The organism is Janthinobacterium sp. 17J80-10 (assembly GCF_004114795.1).
Taxonomy (GTDB): Bacteria; Pseudomonadota; Gammaproteobacteria; order Burkholderiales; family Burkholderiaceae_D; genus Paucimonas.
On sequence record NZ_CP035311.1, the window covers coordinates 1251190 to 1267083 of the forward strand.

General features: G+C 59.6%; 15 protein-coding genes. 7 read left to right on the plus strand and 8 right to left on the minus strand.

What is annotated here, in order from left to right; translation table 11 throughout:
• Positions 1 to 5: 5 nt before the first annotated feature.
• Entirely contained in the window at positions 6 to 488 is a 483-nt protein-coding gene (locus tag EKL02_RS05690; RefSeq protein ID WP_128901144.1) for a cytochrome c, read from the minus strand.
• Between the two features lie 3 nt (positions 489 to 491).
• The gene (locus EKL02_RS05695; protein ID WP_164931956.1) at positions 492 to 1688 is read right to left on the minus strand and encodes an MFS transporter; all 1197 of its coding nucleotides are present in this window, start codon (positions 1686 to 1688) and stop codon (positions 492 to 494) included.
• 139 nt (positions 1689 to 1827) lie between these two features.
• Here EKL02_RS05695 and EKL02_RS05700 point away from each other — a divergent pair, with 139 nt between their 5' ends.
• Positions 1828 to 3150 carry a hypothetical protein gene (locus EKL02_RS05700; RefSeq protein ID WP_128901146.1) on the plus strand — a complete coding sequence of 441 codons (1323 nt, stop codon included), beginning with the start codon at positions 1828 to 1830 and terminating at the stop codon, positions 3148 to 3150.
• Between the two features lie 12 nt (positions 3151 to 3162).
• On the opposite strand, the gene EKL02_RS05705 is transcribed toward EKL02_RS05700, so the two are convergent.
• Together EKL02_RS05705 and EKL02_RS05710 are read right to left on the minus strand one after the other, a co-directional pair.
• The gene (locus tag EKL02_RS05705; protein ID WP_128901147.1) at positions 3163 to 3642 is read right to left on the minus strand and encodes a MarR family transcriptional regulator; all 480 of its coding nucleotides are present in this window, start codon (positions 3640 to 3642) and stop codon (positions 3163 to 3165) included.
• Entirely contained in the window at positions 3635 to 3982 is a 348-nt protein-coding gene (locus tag EKL02_RS05710) for an AAA family ATPase (RefSeq protein WP_206732454.1), read from the minus strand. Before EKL02_RS05710 ends, EKL02_RS05705 begins: the two co-directional genes overlap by 8 nt.
• Positions 3983 to 4110: 128 nt before the next feature.
• Between EKL02_RS05710 and EKL02_RS05715 the strand changes: the two genes are divergently transcribed.
• Complete coding sequence (locus EKL02_RS05715) at positions 4111 to 4698, plus strand: 5'-nucleosidase (RefSeq protein ID WP_128901149.1); 588 nt, start codon at positions 4111 to 4113, stop codon at positions 4696 to 4698.
• A gap of 250 nt (positions 4699 to 4948) precedes the next feature.
• Positions 4949 to 6694, plus strand: a complete 1746-nt coding sequence (locus tag EKL02_RS05720; RefSeq protein WP_206732455.1) for a M57 family metalloprotease — start codon at positions 4949 to 4951, stop codon at positions 6692 to 6694.
• A gap of 83 nt (positions 6695 to 6777) precedes the next feature.
• Here EKL02_RS05720 and EKL02_RS05725 read toward each other — a convergent pair whose 3' ends face one another.
• Positions 6778 to 7203 (minus strand): OsmC family protein, encoded by a 426-nt coding sequence (locus tag EKL02_RS05725; protein ID WP_128901150.1) that lies wholly within the window; start codon positions 7201 to 7203, stop codon positions 6778 to 6780.
• 202 nt (positions 7204 to 7405) lie between these two features.
• Here EKL02_RS05725 and EKL02_RS05730 point away from each other — a divergent pair, with 202 nt between their 5' ends.
• From EKL02_RS05730 to EKL02_RS05740, 3 genes are all read left to right on the plus strand, one after another.
• Positions 7406 to 10006, plus strand: a complete 2601-nt coding sequence (locus EKL02_RS05730; protein WP_128901151.1) for an excinuclease ABC subunit UvrA — start codon at positions 7406 to 7408, stop codon at positions 10004 to 10006.
• A 154-nt stretch (positions 10007 to 10160) separates the two neighbouring features.
• Positions 10161 to 11834, plus strand: coding sequence for a C13 family peptidase (locus EKL02_RS05735; protein ID WP_164931957.1), 1674 nt, complete (start codon positions 10161 to 10163; stop codon positions 11832 to 11834).
• A gap of 52 nt (positions 11835 to 11886) precedes the next feature.
• Entirely contained in the window at positions 11887 to 12726 is an 840-nt protein-coding gene (locus EKL02_RS05740) for a DMT family transporter (protein WP_128901153.1), read from the plus strand.
• 36 nt (positions 12727 to 12762) lie between these two features.
• On the opposite strand, the gene EKL02_RS05745 is transcribed toward EKL02_RS05740, so the two are convergent.
• A complete protein-coding gene (locus tag EKL02_RS05745; RefSeq protein ID WP_206732456.1) occupies positions 12763 to 13752 on the minus strand; it encodes a hypothetical protein in 990 nt (329 codons plus the stop codon).
• A gap of 172 nt (positions 13753 to 13924) precedes the next feature.
• Between EKL02_RS05745 and EKL02_RS05750 the strand changes: the two genes are divergently transcribed.
• Positions 13925 to 14449 (plus strand): hypothetical protein, encoded by a 525-nt coding sequence (locus EKL02_RS05750; protein WP_206732457.1) that lies wholly within the window; start codon positions 13925 to 13927, stop codon positions 14447 to 14449.
• Between the two features lie 24 nt (positions 14450 to 14473).
• Here EKL02_RS05750 and EKL02_RS05755 read toward each other — a convergent pair whose 3' ends face one another.
• Positions 14474 to 15184, minus strand: coding sequence for an anti-sigma factor (locus EKL02_RS05755; protein ID WP_128901155.1), 711 nt, complete (start codon positions 15182 to 15184; stop codon positions 14474 to 14476).
• The gene (locus EKL02_RS05760) at positions 15181 to 15771 is read right to left on the minus strand and encodes a sigma-70 family RNA polymerase sigma factor (protein WP_241687798.1); all 591 of its coding nucleotides are present in this window, start codon (positions 15769 to 15771) and stop codon (positions 15181 to 15183) included. Before EKL02_RS05760 ends, EKL02_RS05755 begins: the two co-directional genes overlap by 4 nt.
• Positions 15772 to 15894: the final 123 nt, after the last annotated feature.

Sequence of the window (15894 nt, forward strand, 5' to 3'; positions counted from 1 at the left end):
CCGGCTTATTGTTGACTGCGCTGTAATGTGACGGTCTTCTGCATTTCCAGGAGTTCCGCCGGCCAGTTGCTTTTGATGTAAGCCAGTACTGCAATAATCTCCTCTTCCGAAAGCACTTTGCCGTATGCCGGCATGTCGCTTTCATAGCCTTCCGGCGCGGTCTTGCCCGGAACCAGGCCATTTTTCACGATCTCGATGAGCACGGCATCCGGGTGATGCCAGGTATGGCCCGTCTGGTCGTGCGGGGGCGCAGGCAGGCGTCCATTGGGCAGGCGCTGGCGCCACGCCGGTTGTCCTTCCAGCCTCGTGCCATGGCATGCGGCACAGTGGGCGTCATAAATCGCCTTGCCCTGCGCAACGCGTTGCGCGCTTGACGGGCTGATGAAGGCCTGGGACTGTCCTTCCCGTTCGCCACCAAAATACAACAGGGCCGCGGCCCCGATCACCAGCACGCCTGCTGCAACGGCGACAGCGTATTTTTTGGACATGTCTTAGCGTGCCTGCGGCGTAGCCGGGGTGGTTTGGCCATTCGGGCGCGGGTAGGGCAGCACGACTGCCAGGCTTGCCACGCAGGCGACCAGCATGATGGTCATCAGCGGCGCAATCGAGCGGCCATCCATGAAGGGCGCCGCCGCCTGGGTGCCAAGCGCGCCTGCCACCAGCACCGCCAAGGTCAGCAATGCCGAGGCCCGGCCCATCTGTGCCGGCGGCAGGGCCAGCACTTCGCTGAAGGTCGCCGGGCCGCGGATCGCCAGGCCCGCGCAAAACGCGCTCCAGAAAATCGCCAGGCCGGTAAACGACAATGGCATGAAAAAGCTTAGTGCGAGCATGGCCGCGCACACCAGCGCCTGCAGCCAAGCGCCGAGCTGGATGGTGTTGCCCACGCCAAGGCGCTTGCTGATGCGGCCTGCCTGGCTTGCCCCCGCAATGAAGCTGGCCACGCCCACCACCTGCAGCATGGAAAACGCCGATGGCCCCAGCCCCAGGGCATTGACCACCAGTTGCGGTGCACTGGCCACGCACGCCAGCATCGCGCCGAAGCTCAGCGCATGCGAAACGGTCAGGCGGCGAAACTTGCTCGTGCCAAGCACTGCGGCATAGGAGGCATTGACGGTGCGGTCCAGTCCCGGCAACTCGCGCGGCGTGACGCGCACGACGAACGGCAGCACCAGCAGTGTCAGGCCGCCAATGACCCAGAAGGTGCCGCGCCAGCCGGTGTAACCCAACAATGCGGCGCCCAGCACTGGCCCGGCAGCCGGAATGATGGCTTCGACCATGCTGATGGTCGCCACGCCGCGCACCGCATCCGCATCCGACAGGGTAGCCCGCACCACGCTCGGCGCCACCACCATCGCGGCGCCGGCCGCCACGCCCTGGATCAGGCGCATCAGCAGCAGGAATTCAATTGTCGGCGCCAGGGCGCAGCCCAGGCTGGTGGCAACCAGCATCCAAATGCCGATCTGCACCGAATGGCGTGGACCGAGTCGCGTCAGAGCTTCGGCCCACAACAATTGCGATGCTGCCAGCCCGGCCAGGAAGAGGGCGATGGTGGCTTGCGCCAGAGTGACATCGACGCCGAACGACGCCTGCAGGTTTGGTACCGCCGGCAGATAAAAATCCATGGCAAGCATGCTGGCGCCGGTAACGAGCGACAACGGCAGGACGGTTCTGATGGAATTGGCGGACACGGGCAGGACCCTTGATTGATATGAATACGGCATGATAATCCAGAATAATGACAAGTCCCGGATGCTTGATCGAATATACTATTGGCACAAAAGAGCCCGGCCCTAAAATAATTTTCCGGGACAAAAAGGGAGATACCAGATGCATTTTCTGATTGCGCTTGCCGTCCTCGTCGCGCTGGTTTATTTGATTTCAAAAATGCTGCAGTCCCGTGGCGCTGCCAATCGTGACGCAAGCGATGCCATGCCAGGCCATGCCGGCACGGACGTTGCTGGATTGGAGGTGGCATTCATTTCAGGCGGCAAACTGTTTTATAAGGCCAGGAATGGCGACGTCGGCCAGATCCATAGCCCCTACATCCAGGAAATTGCCGACCGCTCGGAACGGCAGAAAGAGCGCCACGCCTGGAAGCAAAACACCAGCTTTGAAATATCGGCCTTCGGCGGCAGAAAGCAGTTCGAACCGGATGGTGTCCGGATTGTGATGGCGTCGGCGCAGTTCGATGGCAACAAATCGCTTGTCTATTGCCTGAAGGATGAAGGTTTCGGCGGCCTGTTTGCCTATGACCTGGAATCCAGGCTTGAACAGCGCCTGCTCCACAAGCAGCATCTTTCGCTCGGCGACCTCAACCTCGACCCCGTGCGCGGAAAAATACTTTGCACATCGTCGTCCAAAAGCGGCATCGCCAATATTGCGATGCTCAATAGCGACGGCAGCAGCTTCCGGGAACTGACCGGCGGCGATACGTTCGACTCTTCGCCCGCGTGGATTCCCGGCGAAGACGATGAAATCCTCTATCAATCGGCGGGCCTCGCACGCGGGCCGGACGGGTATCTGATCGCCCAGGGACATGCCACGATCCAGTTGCTGAACATGCAGTCCGGCAGCGTCACGCCCATCATGGACGATGCACGCTACGATTTTCTTCAGCCACGTGTCTGCGCCAGGGGCAACCTGCATTTCATTCGCCGGCCCTTTGAAACGCCGAAGTACGGGCCGGATAAACTGTTGATCGATACGCTGCTGTTCCCGTTCAGGTTGCTGCGCGCGATATTCCATTACCTGAATTTCTTTTCGCTGATGTATAGCCGCAAGCCGCTGACCGGCGCCACGGGCCCGGCCGTCAAGGCCGACCTGAAGGATATCGTGTTAAAGGGGAAGCGGATCGATGCGGAAAAAGCGCTACGCTCGGGAATGAAAATCAATGGCGTCCCGTCCCTGGTGCCGTCGTCATGGCAATTGGTCCGCAGGACGCCGCGAGGCGACGAAAGCGTCCTGGCGTCCCATGTCGCGTCGTATGACATGACCCCCGAGGGCAAGATCGTTTATTCCAACGGCAGCGGCGTGTTTCTGCTGGACGCAGAGGGCCAATCGACCCTCATCCTGAAATTCGACCTGGTCGACGATGTGATCGTTCGCGGGCCTGCTCCTCAGACGATTGCAGCGACGGAATTGCAGGCGTGAGGCGCGTCGGCCTCATGCATTGGAGAGGTTGATTCCCGCAAGCTGTCCAAGCAGCCGGGAAAAAGCGTCCATCTGATTGCCAGGCACGCTCTGCGTGGCTTCCTGGCTGATCGATTCGACGGCGACCATCGCATCCGCCAGCAACCGCTGGCCCGCTTCGGTGATGCTCGCATACCCGACACGGGCATCGCGCGGATCGGGCTGCCGCGCGACCAATCCAAGTTTTTCCAGCGGCAGCAATGTGCGCGTGACGCCAGACGCGGTCAGGCCAAGACGCTCGGCCAGGTCAATGCGGCGCAATCTGCTTCCTGGCGCGCGCTGCAGGTGAAACAGCACCATGAAATCGCTAAAGCTCAATCCATGCAGGTTCGACAGCGCATTGTCCAGCCGGCGCATCAGCACGGCATGGGCGCGGGCGAGCCGCAGGCAAAACTCCAGCGAGGGACCTGCTGCAATGGCGGCCTGCGCCACGGGGTGTGCCGTATTATCCATTTGCTGTTTCTCCCGAGATGACGGTCGTGCTGCAGAGTTCCTGTGCACCTGGCCGTTCGAAATAATTTTCCATGGCTTCAAACATCGCCGGTGTCACTTCAAAGGTATAGGTTTCGCCTTTGTCCTGGTTGCGCTGCAGGGTGCGCTGCCAGCGCAGGTCGCGCGCCATCGCCCACGCAAGATCCATTGCCGCAGGCCTGTCGTCACCGAACAGGGTCTGCATCCATTCATCGATGGCAAATCGGATGGCATTCCTGTCGGCGGCAAGCGTGCGCGCATAAGTCGATTTCCCGGCGCCGACCGGTCCATAGACAAGGTAAGCTGTCTGCATGTGTGTCATGGTAATTTAATTGATAGATATTTGAGTAATCAAGTATATATCAATTTTATAAACCCTGGAATGTTTTACCTGCCCCCGATAGAGTAGAGGCTTTTGCCGGCATTAAAGATAGAGGATGCAGCAGCAGAATGAATACAGACGTTTTGATTGTCGCGGCGCTCAGGGACGAGACGAAGAATCACTTCGAAGACCTGGGCATACCTGTCCTTTACACCGGTATCGGCAAAGTCAATGCCGCTTATTGCCTGACGCTTGAACTGGCGCGATTGAAAGCCCAAGGCCGGCTTCCGCGCGCCGTGCTCAACTTCGGCACAGCCGGCAGCCCGGTTTTCACGACGCATGAACTGGTGGAATGTACGCGGTTTGTTCAGCGCGACATGGATTTGTCGCCGCTGGGCTTTGCACGCGGCGTTACGCCCTTTGAAGACACGCCGATCGTCCTGGAAGTGCCCAAGCGCCTGCATGGGCTGGCAACGGGAATTTGCGGCACCGGCGATAGCTTTGAAACCGCTGCCGCGAAGGTGCAATGCAATGTCGTTGACATGGAAGCCTATGCGCTGGCCAAGGTGTGCTACCTGGAAGGCTTGCCATTCCTGTCAGTGAAATACATTTCCGATGGCAGCGACCACAATGCCCATAACGACTGGAACGAAAACCTCCATCGCGCCGCATCCGGTTTTATCGCGATATATGCCGAAGCGCTCAAGAGGATCTGAGCCGCGCCAGTATCGGCCAGTTGTCATATGACGAACAGCAAGCGGTGATCTGCCGGAAAAATTCCAACTTGCGCACCACCGGATAGTAGCCACCGTCGTCTTAAATCCAGAAAATTCCTTGTTTTTCAAAGGCTTGAGCGCGTCCTTTGATGCGTTTCAATGCTTGGCACGCGCCATGCCTTGTTCCTTTCGTGCCCACACCATTTCCGGTGGGGCTCCTCGCTTACTTCAATGATCAAGGAATGACGAAATGAACATGCACACTATTGCCATTGCCAGGGCGGGGAAACCCCAGCACCATGGCGCGACCCTGAAAACCCGTCTGTCGCTGGCTGCGCTGCTGCTGGCAACTGCCACGGCTGCAGTCCATGCGGAAAACACGGGAAAATCGACCCAGCCGCTCACCGTGGACAAGACCATCACGCTCTGGACCAGCAACAACAATACGGTGCCGGTCTGCTGGGAAACCGCTGGCTATGACCGGGAAAAGAAAATCGTCAAGGAAGCAGTCCAGGGTACCTGGGAGTTTCATGCGAACCTGAATTTCAATGGCTGGGACACCACGTGCCCCACGGACGGCGATGCCCAGCATGTGCGCATGCGCATCGATGCGTATGGCAAGGAAAACTCGGGTGCGCAAGGCAGCGCGCCGGTGTTCGGCACAGGGGCGTTGAGCAAGGCGGCCGACAAGCGCGCCGGCATCATCTTCCAGTTCAATCCCGACGGCACGGCCAAGCAGAGCCGGGTCGAATATGTGGCGGTCCATGAATTCGGCCATGTGCTGGGCTTCATGCATGAGCAGGATGGCCCCGGCAACGTGGAAGGGACGGAACACTGCAACAAGACCACGGGCACCGGCGACAATGCCAAGCCGGTGACCGAGTATGACCGCGACTCGATCATGAATTACTGCAATAAGTTCGGCAATTCGCGCGGCGACCTGAGCGACGTCGATATCAAGGGCGCGCACGATGTGTATGGCGTGCGCCGGCAAAACCTGGCGTCGCGCAATTCCTGCTCTTCCGCCTTGACGAAGCAGGCGGTTTCGCTGGCCGCGCCCTGGAATGACGGCGGCTACACCACCGTTGCCGTGTTCCCGTCCGACCGCACCAAGTTCCTGTATCACTCGCAATGGAACGTCAAGGATGGCGGCTGGGGCGACAACGTCAGGTGGATGTCGGGCGATTTCAACGGCGATGGCTTGAATGACATTGCAGCGGCCTGGAACAATGGCGGCACCAACGTGCTGACGATGCGCCAATCCAACGGCAGCGGCTTTGCCCATGTCCATTGGCTGGTCAATGCCGGCGGCTGGATGGATAGCACGGTGTGGCTGCCAGGCGACTTCAATGGCGATGGCAAGACCGATGTCGCGGGCGTGTGGAACAATGGCGGCAGCGTCTCGATTGCAGTGTACCTGTCGGACGGCACGAAATTCCCTGGCTGGGCGCAATGGAGCGACAAGGATGGCGGCTGGATGGATAACGCCAAATGGGTGGCCGGTGACTTCGATGGCGACGGCCGCACGGATATCGGCGCAGCCTGGAACAACGGCGGCCACACCACCCTGACCTTGCGGCGCTCGACGGGCAGTGCATTCATCCACGAACACTGGCTGGCTGATGCTGGCGACTGGACCGAGTCCGGCACCTTCGTGGCCGGTGACTTCAACGGCGACAGCCGCGCCGATATCGTCCGGCTCTGGGAAGACCTGGGCAAGACCTCGAGCCAGGTGTATCTCTCCAGCGGCACGCAATTCCAGGCGCCGGTGGCGTGGACCACGCGCGACGGCGGCTGGGGCTCGGAAGTGAAGTGGACTTCAGGCGACTTTGACGGTGATGGACGCACAGACCTGAACGCCACCTGGAACAATGGCGGCACCAATGTCCTGACGGTACGGCGATCGACCGGCAGCGCCTTCAGCGCCGCGCACTGGTCCACCAATGCCGGTGGCTGGATGGATTCCACGGCTTGGTGCGCAGGCAAGTTCAACTAAGGCCAGCGCCGGAAGTCATAACAAAGCCCGCGCTCTCCACCGGAGAATCGCGGGCGACGCCCCTTCTGCGCGCGCAACCAGACTCACGCCTCCAGCGTTGCCTCCATGGTGATTTGCGCCTTCAGGAGCTTGGAAACGGGACAGCCTGTCTTGGCCTTGTTGGCGATTTCTTCAAACTTGGCCTGGTCTGCATTGGGGATTTTTGCCGTGACGCGCAAGTGGCTTTTCGTGATTTCAAAGCCCTCACCGACTTTTTCCAGTGTAACGTCGGCGTGCGTTTCGATTTTTTCCGCGGTCAGGCCTGCCTCGCCCAGCATGAGCGACAGCGCCATCGAAAAGCAGCCGGCGTGGGCAGCGCCAATCAATTCTTCCGGATTGGTGCCGGGGCCGTCTTCGAAGCGCGCCTTGAATCCATAGGGCGCTTCATTCAAGACGCCCGTTTCAGTGGAAATCGTGCCGCCGCCGTCCTTGATGCCGCCACGCCAGATTGCCCATGCTTTCTTGATCATCGTTACCCTCCGGTTAGTTTGGTTGAGACAAGCCGTGCCCGTGAAAATTGCAGTTTCCTGAAATCACGTCGACTGACGCCCTTGATTATGCAGAGGCCGCCATTGCCTTGGTCTGCGCCGCGACAGATGAACTAATGATTGCATCGATGGCTCCGAGATATAGATAGGCAGCAAGCTGAAAAATCTTGCCCGGAGTCACAATATGAAAAAAAACGAAGACAAGCATACTTTGCATGCTCCCGGTCAAACCCGTGCCGGCTTTGTGCATGTCCGTGGCGCGCGCGAACATAACCTCAAGAATGTCGATGTCGATATTCCCCGCGATGCCCTTGTGGTATTTACCGGAATTTCCGGCTCCGGGAAGTCGTCGCTTGCCTTCGGCACGCTGTATGCCGAAGCCCAGCGCCGCTATCTGGAATCGGTTTCGCCCTATGCGCGGCGCCTGTTCCATCAGATGCCCGTGCCGGAAGTCGATGCGGTCGATGGCTTGCCGCCGGCTGTGGCATTGCAGCAGCAGCGCGGCACCCCGACGACGCGCTCCTCTGTCGGCAGCGTCACGACGCTGTCGAATTCCCTGCGCATGCTGTACTCGCGCGCCGGCGACTATCCGCCCAGGCAGCCGCTGTTATACGCAGATGCCTTCTCTCCCAACACCGCCGATGGCGCATGCACGCAATGCCATGGCCTGGGCCGCATCTATGAGGTGACCGAGAAGTCGATGGTGCCTGACGATACGCTGACGATTCGCGAGCGTGCCGTGGCGGCCTGGCCGCCCGCCTGGCATGGCCAGAACCTGCGCGATATCCTGACCACGCTGGGCCATGACATCGATCGCCCATGGCGGGAGTTGCCAAAGAAAGACCGCGACTGGATCCTTTTCACCGATGAACAGCCCGTCGTGCCCGTCTATGCGGGCTTCACCCGCCAGGAAGTCAAGCAGGCGCTCAGGCAAAAAATGGAGCCCAGCTATCAAGGCACCTTCACCGGCGCGCGCCGGTATGTCTTGCATACGTTTGCCAATACCGAAAGCGCGGCGATGAAGAAGCGGGTGGCACAGTACATGGTCAGCAGCGAATGTCCGGCGTGCGGGGGCAAGCGCCTGCGGCGCGAAGCCTTGTCAGTGAAGTTTGCGGGTTACGATATCGCCGATATCTCCAGGTTGCCGTTAATGCGCCTTGCCGAATTGATCAAGCCGTATGAAGAGGGCAGGGTGCGCGGCTGGGAAAAGCTTGCAGCACGTCATCCGGAAAAAGCGATCGTGACCCAACGCATCGCGCAGGACGTGGCAGCCCGCCTTGCCGTTTTGCTTGAGCTGGGATTGGGGTACCTGACGCTGGAACGCAGCACGCCCACGCTCTCTCCGGGCGAGTTGCAGCGGCTACGCCTGGCAACCCAGGTGCGCTCGAACCTGTTCGGCGTGGTGTATGTGCTGGACGAGCCTTCCGCCGGCCTGCACCCGGCCGATAGCGAGGCGCTGCTGCATGCGCTCGGCCGCTTGAAAGCTTCCGGCAATTCGTTGTTCGTGGTGGAGCACTCGCTCGATGTCATGCGGCATGCGGACTGGATCGTCGATGTCGGCCCTGGCGCCGGCAAGGATGGCGGTGCGATACTCTATAGCGGCCCGCCGCAAGGCTTGCGCGACACAACGGCATCGCACACGCGCCGTTACTTGTTCGTGGAGGAAAAATCCGCCACGCGCACGCCGCGCCAGGCAAAAGACTGGCTGCGTCTGGAAGGGGTGTCGCGCAATAACCTGCATCGGCTGGACGTGGCCTTTCCGCTCGGCGCGCTCACCAGCGTGACAGGCGTCTCCGGTTCGGGAAAATCCAGCCTGGTCAGCCAGGTGTTGGTAGAGCTGGTGGGGGCGGCCCTTGGGCAGGCATTGCCGGTGGAAGCCGAGGATGAGGAGCCGTTCGATCGACTGGAGAAAGCCGATCCCGGCGTTACCGAAGGACGCATCGCCGGCGGGATGGAAGCGATCCGGCGGCTGGTGCGGGTCGATCAAAAGCCGATCGGCCGCACACCGCGTTCCAACCTGGCCACGTATACCGGGCTTTTCGATTACGTGCGCAAGCTTTTTGCCGCGACAAAAACATCGCGCGCGCGCAAATACGATGCCGGGCGATTCTCGTTCAATGTCGCCAAGGGACGCTGTGAGCACTGCGAAGGCGAAGGCTTTGTCATGGTCGAGCTTTTGTTCCTGCCGAGCGTCTATGCCCCTTGCCCAACCTGCCACGGGGCGCGTTATAACGCCAGGACCCTGGAGATTGCCTACCGGGACAAGAACATCGCCGATGTACTGAGCATGACGGTGGATGATGCCTGGGCCTTCTTTGCCGACGAGCCGGCAATCCATCGCTCGCTTTCAATGTTGCGGGAAGTGGGCCTGGGGTATCTGCGTCTCGGCCAGCCGGCAACCGAGTTGTCCGGCGGCGAAGCCCAGCGCATCAAGCTGGCAACCGAACTGCAGCGCGCAACGCGCGGCAATACCCTTTATATTCTGGACGAGCCGACCACCGGTTTGCATGCCGCCGATGTGGAAAAGCTCATCGTTCAGCTCGATGGGCTGGCCGAGGCCGGCAATACCGTGGTCGTGGTGGAGCACGACATGCGCGTGGTCATCGCCAGCGACTGGGTCATTGATATCGGCCCAGGTGCCGGCGAAGAAGGCGGCAAGGTGGTTGTGGCCGGACCACCGGCGAACGTGGCAGTGAACAATAAAAGCATCACGGCGCCTTATCTCGCGCGCTTTATGGCGTTGAATCTGGACGCGGACAAGGACGGCCTGCGGCAGGCAGGATAGACTTTTATGGCAACTCATTTATTATTGGTATAAAGCCAACAGAAACCTGGTATACCATCCTGGTCATCAGGATATAAATAAAGAGATAAAAATGATCCGGTCATTCTCAAGATTTTCTGCCCCATTGCTGCTTGCGCTTTCTTTTGCCGGATACATGCACCTTTTCGTGTATGCCGGGGAACGGACGCCAGCCGCAGTGCTTGCCGACGCTGTCACGCCTGACGGGGGCAAATATCGCGGGCCGATGGTCGATGGCAAATTCCATGGCCACGGCATCATTGACTGGGCCAATGGCGAGCGCTATGAGGGCGGGTTTGAAGACGGCCTGTTTTCCGGAAAAGGCAAGCTCACGACTGAGACTTATGCCTATGAAGGCGAGTTCAAGCGCGGCAGGATGGCTGGACAGGGACGTTATACCGTGCCCAGTGGTGAAACCTATGTCGGCCAGTTTGCCGACAATCTTTTCAACGGTCATGGCAAGTACCAGGACGGGGGCGGCACTTACGAAGGGAACTTCGTCAAAGGCGTATTCCAAGGCACCGGCAAATATACGACGAGCGATTACGAATACAAGGGCGGGTTCAAGCAAGGGAAATATGCAGGCCAGGGGCAAACCACTTACAAAAATGGCCGTAGGTACACAGGAACATACGCAGACGGACTTTTTCACGGAAAAGGCCGGTTTGAGACGCGGGACAAGCTGATTTATGAAGGCAACTTCGATAAGGGCGAGTTCGTCGGCCAAGGCACGTTCCAGGGGGCAGACGGTTCCCATTACAAGGGGGAATTCAAAAACTGGAAATTCCATGGCAAGGGCAAGTTTCGCGATGCCGAGGGTGGTGAATACCAGGGCGAATTCAAATATGGCAGTTTCGATGGCCAGGGCACTTACACCTACGCCAAAGCGCAAGCAGACGGCCGCACCAAAGACGTCGGTACCTGGCGCTATGGCGCCCTGGAAGACAAGCTTGCAGAAGAAAAGGCCAGGAACGATGTCGAGACTGCGCTATACAACCAGCGGGCGATGCTCGACAAGGCCATTGCCGCGATTGCGCCGCAGGACCCGGACAAGATCGACCTCTACCTGCTGGCGATTGGCGGCGACGGTTCGCAGGAAGTGTTTCGCCGCGAAGTGGAATTCGTGCGCAAGCAGTTCGACCGCGATTTCGGCACGCAAGGGCGCTCCCTTGCCTTGTTCAACAGCCGGCATACGGTCGCCGGCCTTCCCATGGCAACGGTGACCAGTATCCGTGAAAGCATCGCCGCTATTGCCAGGCGCATGGACAAGGAAAACGACATCCTGTTTCTGTACCTGACCAGCCATGGATCGAAAGACCACAAATTCACGCTGAACCAGAACGGCATCGAGCTGCCGGACCTGGGCGCAAAGGAACTGGGCAAACTGCTGAAGGAGTCCGGCATCCGCTGGAAAGTGGCCGTTATCTCGGCGTGCTACTCTGGCGGCTTCATCGACCCGATCAAGGACAAGTACACGATGGTGATGACCGCTGCCCGCCACGACCGCACCTCTTTCGGCTGCGCCGATGAAAATGACTTTACCTATTTCGGCAAGGCGTTTTTCCATGACGCCCTCCCAACGGCGGCATCGTTTGGCGACGCCTTCGTCACCGCGCGCAAGTTGATTGAAAAGCGCGAGGCCGAGGATTTCAAGGGGGGCGACGGCGACAAGCCGGCCAGCAGCCATTCGGAACCGCAAATCCATCATTCTGCACTGCTGGAGCAGCACCTGAAGCAGTGGAAGGCGCAACTGCCGTCGCCGCAGCAGAGTGCCGGCAAGCAGCCGCTGGCCAGCCTTGCTGGAAAATAGCGGGCGAAACGGCAAGCCGGCCCACAGCACGGCACATATAAGGAATTTTTCGATGTCACATGCTCGCGTCATTGGCATGACCGCACTTGCCATGCTGGCGTTTGCAGGCAATTCCCTGCTTTGCAGGGTGGCGCTAAAAGATACCGGCATTGATGCCGCCAGCTTTACGACCATCCGGCTGGTCTCCGGAGCGGTCATGCTCTGGCTGCTGGTGTGCACGCGGCGTGGCACCTACAGTGGCAGTGGCAGCTGGTTATCGGCGCTCATGCTGTTCGCTTATGCCGCCGGCTTTTCATTCGCCTATCTGAGCCTGCCTGCGGCCGCCGGGGCGCTCATACTCTTTGGCGCTGTCCAGGCCACTATGATCACGCACGGCATTGTCAGAGGCGAGCGTTTTCGGGGCCGGCAGCTGCTTGGCCTGGTGCTGGCATTCGGCGGACTCGTCGGCTTGATGTTGCCGGGACTGTCGGCGCCGCCACTGTACGGTTCACTCCTGATGCTCGCCGCAGGAGGCGCCTGGGGCATCTATTCCTTGCGTGGAAAAGGTGCGGGCGATCCCCTCAGGGTCACGGCAGGCAATTTTATTCGTGCAATACCCTTTGCGATTGTCTTGAGTGCGTTTTCGTTCAAGGCGATTTCCGTGGATGGCGCGGGGTTCTGGTACGCGCTTGCGTCAGGTGCGATCACCTCCGGCGTCGGCTATGCCATCTGGTACACCGCGCTGCCTGCGCTGAAAGCCACCAATGCCGCAACCGTGCAGCTAAGCGTCCCGGTGATTGCGGCGCTGGGCGGCATTGTCTTTCTGGGCGAATCCCTGACCATGCGCCTGGCGATCACGTCGGTTGCCATCATCGGCGGAATCGCGCTGGTGGTAATGTCCAAGGCAGAGTGACCGGCTTTGCGCTTCTTTCATTGCCTTGATGCGTGCTCAGGCGCCAAGTCCCTTGTACAGAAACACGCCATAGCCGCCCAACAGCAGGAAACCCACGAACCGTGGCAGTCGTCCCCAGATTGCAATGGACAGGAAATGCACCGCCCCCGCTCCCAGGATGACCCAGACCCCCCACTGGAAATAGGCGGGCACGACGATCTTGTCTGACAGGGCGATCAAGCCGACGCACATCGGAATGCAGATGTGCCCGTCACCCACCTGTGAGCTTACGACGATATCCTGGCGCCCCGCATGCGCATAATAGAGCGCCAGAAACGCATTGGGCACCACCATGATGAGACCGCTGAGCCAACCCAGGTTGGACAGGTTGAACCAGGGGTTCTCCGCTGTCGTGATCCAGTTCACGAGGTAATCCACGCTCAGATAGATGGCGTAGGCGCACACGCCGATCAGCAACAGGTCGAAGACGATCGACCAGTGGATGGACTGGTTTTTGCGGACGTTGTTCTTTAAAACCTCGAATACGTGCAGTACTTGCCAGAAAAGAAACAGGCCAATCAGCACCAGCCCGTCATAAAAATCCAGCACGCCATCCTTGGCCAGCGCCCACATGGCGCCTGTAAACAGGAACAGCGCGACCAGGGTCAGCAGAAGATCCAGGTGGTACAGGCGGTAGGCATCGACCTGGGCTTTGCCCTTCTTTTTCGCCGCCTGTGGCGGGGATGCCGCGTAAAACGCTGCCGTCAGTCCCAATATCAGCGTCAGGTTGGTGACATTATTGACCAGGCTGTTTTCGATCACCAGGCCGCCATTGCCGGCGCTGCGGCTCATCACGAAAACAAACACCAGGTTGGCGAAGCCCGAGCAGTAAGGCATGATCAGGGTCCCCAGCAGCGTGCCTTCGAAGCCCTTGCCTTCGATAGCGTGCAAGCGCCAGATCATCAGGAACGATGCCGCGACAAATCCGGCGAGCAGCACCAGCGGGTTGGATAACCAGGGTTGGACAGTCGGCAGGAAGCTCAGCACGCAGTGATTCAAAAAGGAGGAAAACTTGGCTATGATACAGAGCTTGCTTCACGGAAAGAAGTGCATGTCCTTCTGTTGATGAAATTAGCCAGATCCGAGGCCCCCAACTGTTGGGGGCGATATACACTGAGCCTTTTGGCGAAAGAATTTTTCCATGAATAGTTTGAGCGCCATGCCCGCAAATAGCGCGGCGGAACGCATTGTCCGGCATTTTCAGGCAGCGGGATTTTCCGGCATCACGGAGGCGATGGTGATCCGGATTCGCCTCAAGAAAGCTGACCGGCATGTCGTCGAGGCCGCTTTCGAGAGGGCGGCCGACCTCGGCGCGCCACCGCCCCTGGCGGAATATTTCGAAATTCGCCCTTATGGCTTCTATTCGGAACTGCGCAGCTTTGCGCAGGCAAAAGCCGGCGTGCAGTCGGACTTCGGTGTTCCCCTGCGGCGCAAGGTGCCTGGCATTTACTTCAATGTGGCGCCCGTCGTGATCGATGACGCGCTGGCCATCGGCACCAGGTACGACGCGCTGATCAAGTTCAGCGACAACATGCTCGATTACGCCCTGGCGGTGTTGCTGAATGACCCGACTTCGTCATTCTTTGAATATCTTGGCACCCACCGTGGCGACGACTGGCAGAAAATAATCGGCGACTTTGAAACCGCCGCAACCAGTTTTGACCAGGAAGTGGATCTGTTCTGATCGGAAGCCTGCGTATCCCAGGCTCTACACGTCAATCCAGGCACCCTTGAACAGGACCGGTCCACTTGGCGCATTCCGGTTTGGCGAGCCGCCCCTGGGCTCGAGTGAAATTGCCAGAGCCGGTACCGCGTCCGGCGTGAGGTCGGCAGGGAAGGGGAGCGATGAGGCGCCATTTGCCGCGACGAGGCCAAGCGACCGGGGCGGGGCACCTGTGGGTAACGCCCATAATTCCAGGCTTTTATCTGCTGCTACGCTCTGGGGACTGACGACCTTTATGACCAGTCTGCGTTTTGCACTGTCGCCCGTGATGACAATTGTCGTTTGGCCTGCAGCATCTGCCAGGGCGGCGACATAGCTTGCAGCCGGCACGTCGTCCAGTGGCCGGGTCAGCATTACTGCCAGCAGGATTGTGGCCATTGCGGAAGAAGCAATCGCCAGGTTACGCCAGAACTGCAGGTTCGACGTCAAGCCACGCAACCACGTCGGGCCGGGTTGCCGCTTGCCTGACCAAAGCTTGTGTTCTACCGCTTGCCACACCCGAGCCGGCGGCGTCACGGCAGGCGCCAGTTCGCCAAGCGGCGCAAGCCTGTCATGCCATTCGGCGGTCTCCCGGCGCAGATTCGCGTCATCCTTCAGCCAGGATTCAAAACGCCGGCGCGCGCCACCGCGCAGCGTTCCCAATACGTATTCCGCTGCCAGCTTGTTGCGCAGACTGTCATTGTCGCGGATGTTCATGCGCCCTCCCATTTGGCCAGGCAAAGCCTCAAGCGCTCCAGGCCGCGGCGGATCCAGGTTTTTACAGTGCCGATCGGCAGCTGCATTTGCTCGGCGACGTCGCCATGAGAGAGGTCATGATAGAACGCGAGTGCGATGGCTTGCCGGTGCAAGCCCTCCAGCCGCTTGAAACATTGCGCCAGCGCCGCTGCATTTTCGCTGAGCTGGACGAGTTCGAGGGGGGTGGGGGCCTGGCCAGCCAGTTCATCCGTTGCCTGCTGCATGCCCCCCTCCTTGTAAATGTCTGCATCGATTTCGACGGCATGGTCGGCGCGTCGCAGCAAATCAAATGCCTTGTTGCGCACGATTGTCGTCATCCATGTCATCGGCGCGGCAAGGCTGGCCTGGTACGCGGATGCGTTATTCCAGATGCTGATAAAGCTTTCCTGCAATACCTCTTCTGCCGCTTCCCGCCTACTCAATATACGCAAGGCAAAGCCAAACAGTTTCGGCGATGTCGTGTCATAGAGCTGGCGAAAAGCCTGCCTGTCATGCCTGGCCGTCGCGGCCAGCCAAGCTTTCAATTGTTGCGGATCCAGAGTCGACAATTTCGCATCCATTCGCATGAGAGGCATGTGGGACGCAGCCCCGTTCCCGCCCGAGGTTTGCTTAAAGCCGCGCGTGGCCATTATACATATCGATGCAAATGCGCCTGCCCGGCACGATAGCTG

What these genes read in the sequence shown, in the direction of transcription:
- EKL02_RS05700 (WP_128901146.1), top strand. Translation starts at nt 1,828, where the DNA reads ATGCATTTTCTGATTGCGCTTGCCGTCCTCGTCGCGCTGGTTTATTTG.
- EKL02_RS05730 (WP_128901151.1), top strand. Translation starts at nt 7,406, where the DNA reads ATGAAAAAAAACGAAGACAAGCATACTTTGCATGCTCCCGGTCAAACC.
- EKL02_RS05710 (WP_206732454.1), bottom strand. Translation starts at nt 3,982, where the DNA reads ATGACACACATGCAGACAGCTTACCTTGTCTATGGACCGGTCGGCGCC.
- EKL02_RS05715 (WP_128901149.1), top strand. Translation starts at nt 4,111, where the DNA reads ATGAATACAGACGTTTTGATTGTCGCGGCGCTCAGGGACGAGACGAAG.
- EKL02_RS05735 (WP_164931957.1), top strand. Translation starts at nt 10,161, where the DNA reads ATGCACCTTTTCGTGTATGCCGGGGAACGGACGCCAGCCGCAGTGCTT.
- EKL02_RS05740 (WP_128901153.1), top strand. Translation starts at nt 11,887, where the DNA reads ATGTCACATGCTCGCGTCATTGGCATGACCGCACTTGCCATGCTGGCG.
- EKL02_RS05725 (WP_128901150.1), bottom strand. Translation starts at nt 7,203, where the DNA reads ATGATCAAGAAAGCATGGGCAATCTGGCGTGGCGGCATCAAGGACGGC.
- EKL02_RS05720 (WP_206732455.1), top strand. Translation starts at nt 4,949, where the DNA reads ATGAACATGCACACTATTGCCATTGCCAGGGCGGGGAAACCCCAGCAC.
- EKL02_RS05690 (WP_128901144.1), bottom strand. Translation starts at nt 488, where the DNA reads ATGTCCAAAAAATACGCTGTCGCCGTTGCAGCAGGCGTGCTGGTGATC.
- EKL02_RS05705 (WP_128901147.1), bottom strand. Translation starts at nt 3,642, where the DNA reads ATGGATAATACGGCACACCCCGTGGCGCAGGCCGCCATTGCAGCAGGT.
- EKL02_RS05750 (WP_206732457.1), top strand. Translation starts at nt 13,925, where the DNA reads ATGCCCGCAAATAGCGCGGCGGAACGCATTGTCCGGCATTTTCAGGCA.
- EKL02_RS05755 (WP_128901155.1), bottom strand. Translation starts at nt 15,184, where the DNA reads ATGAACATCCGCGACAATGACAGTCTGCGCAACAAGCTGGCAGCGGAA.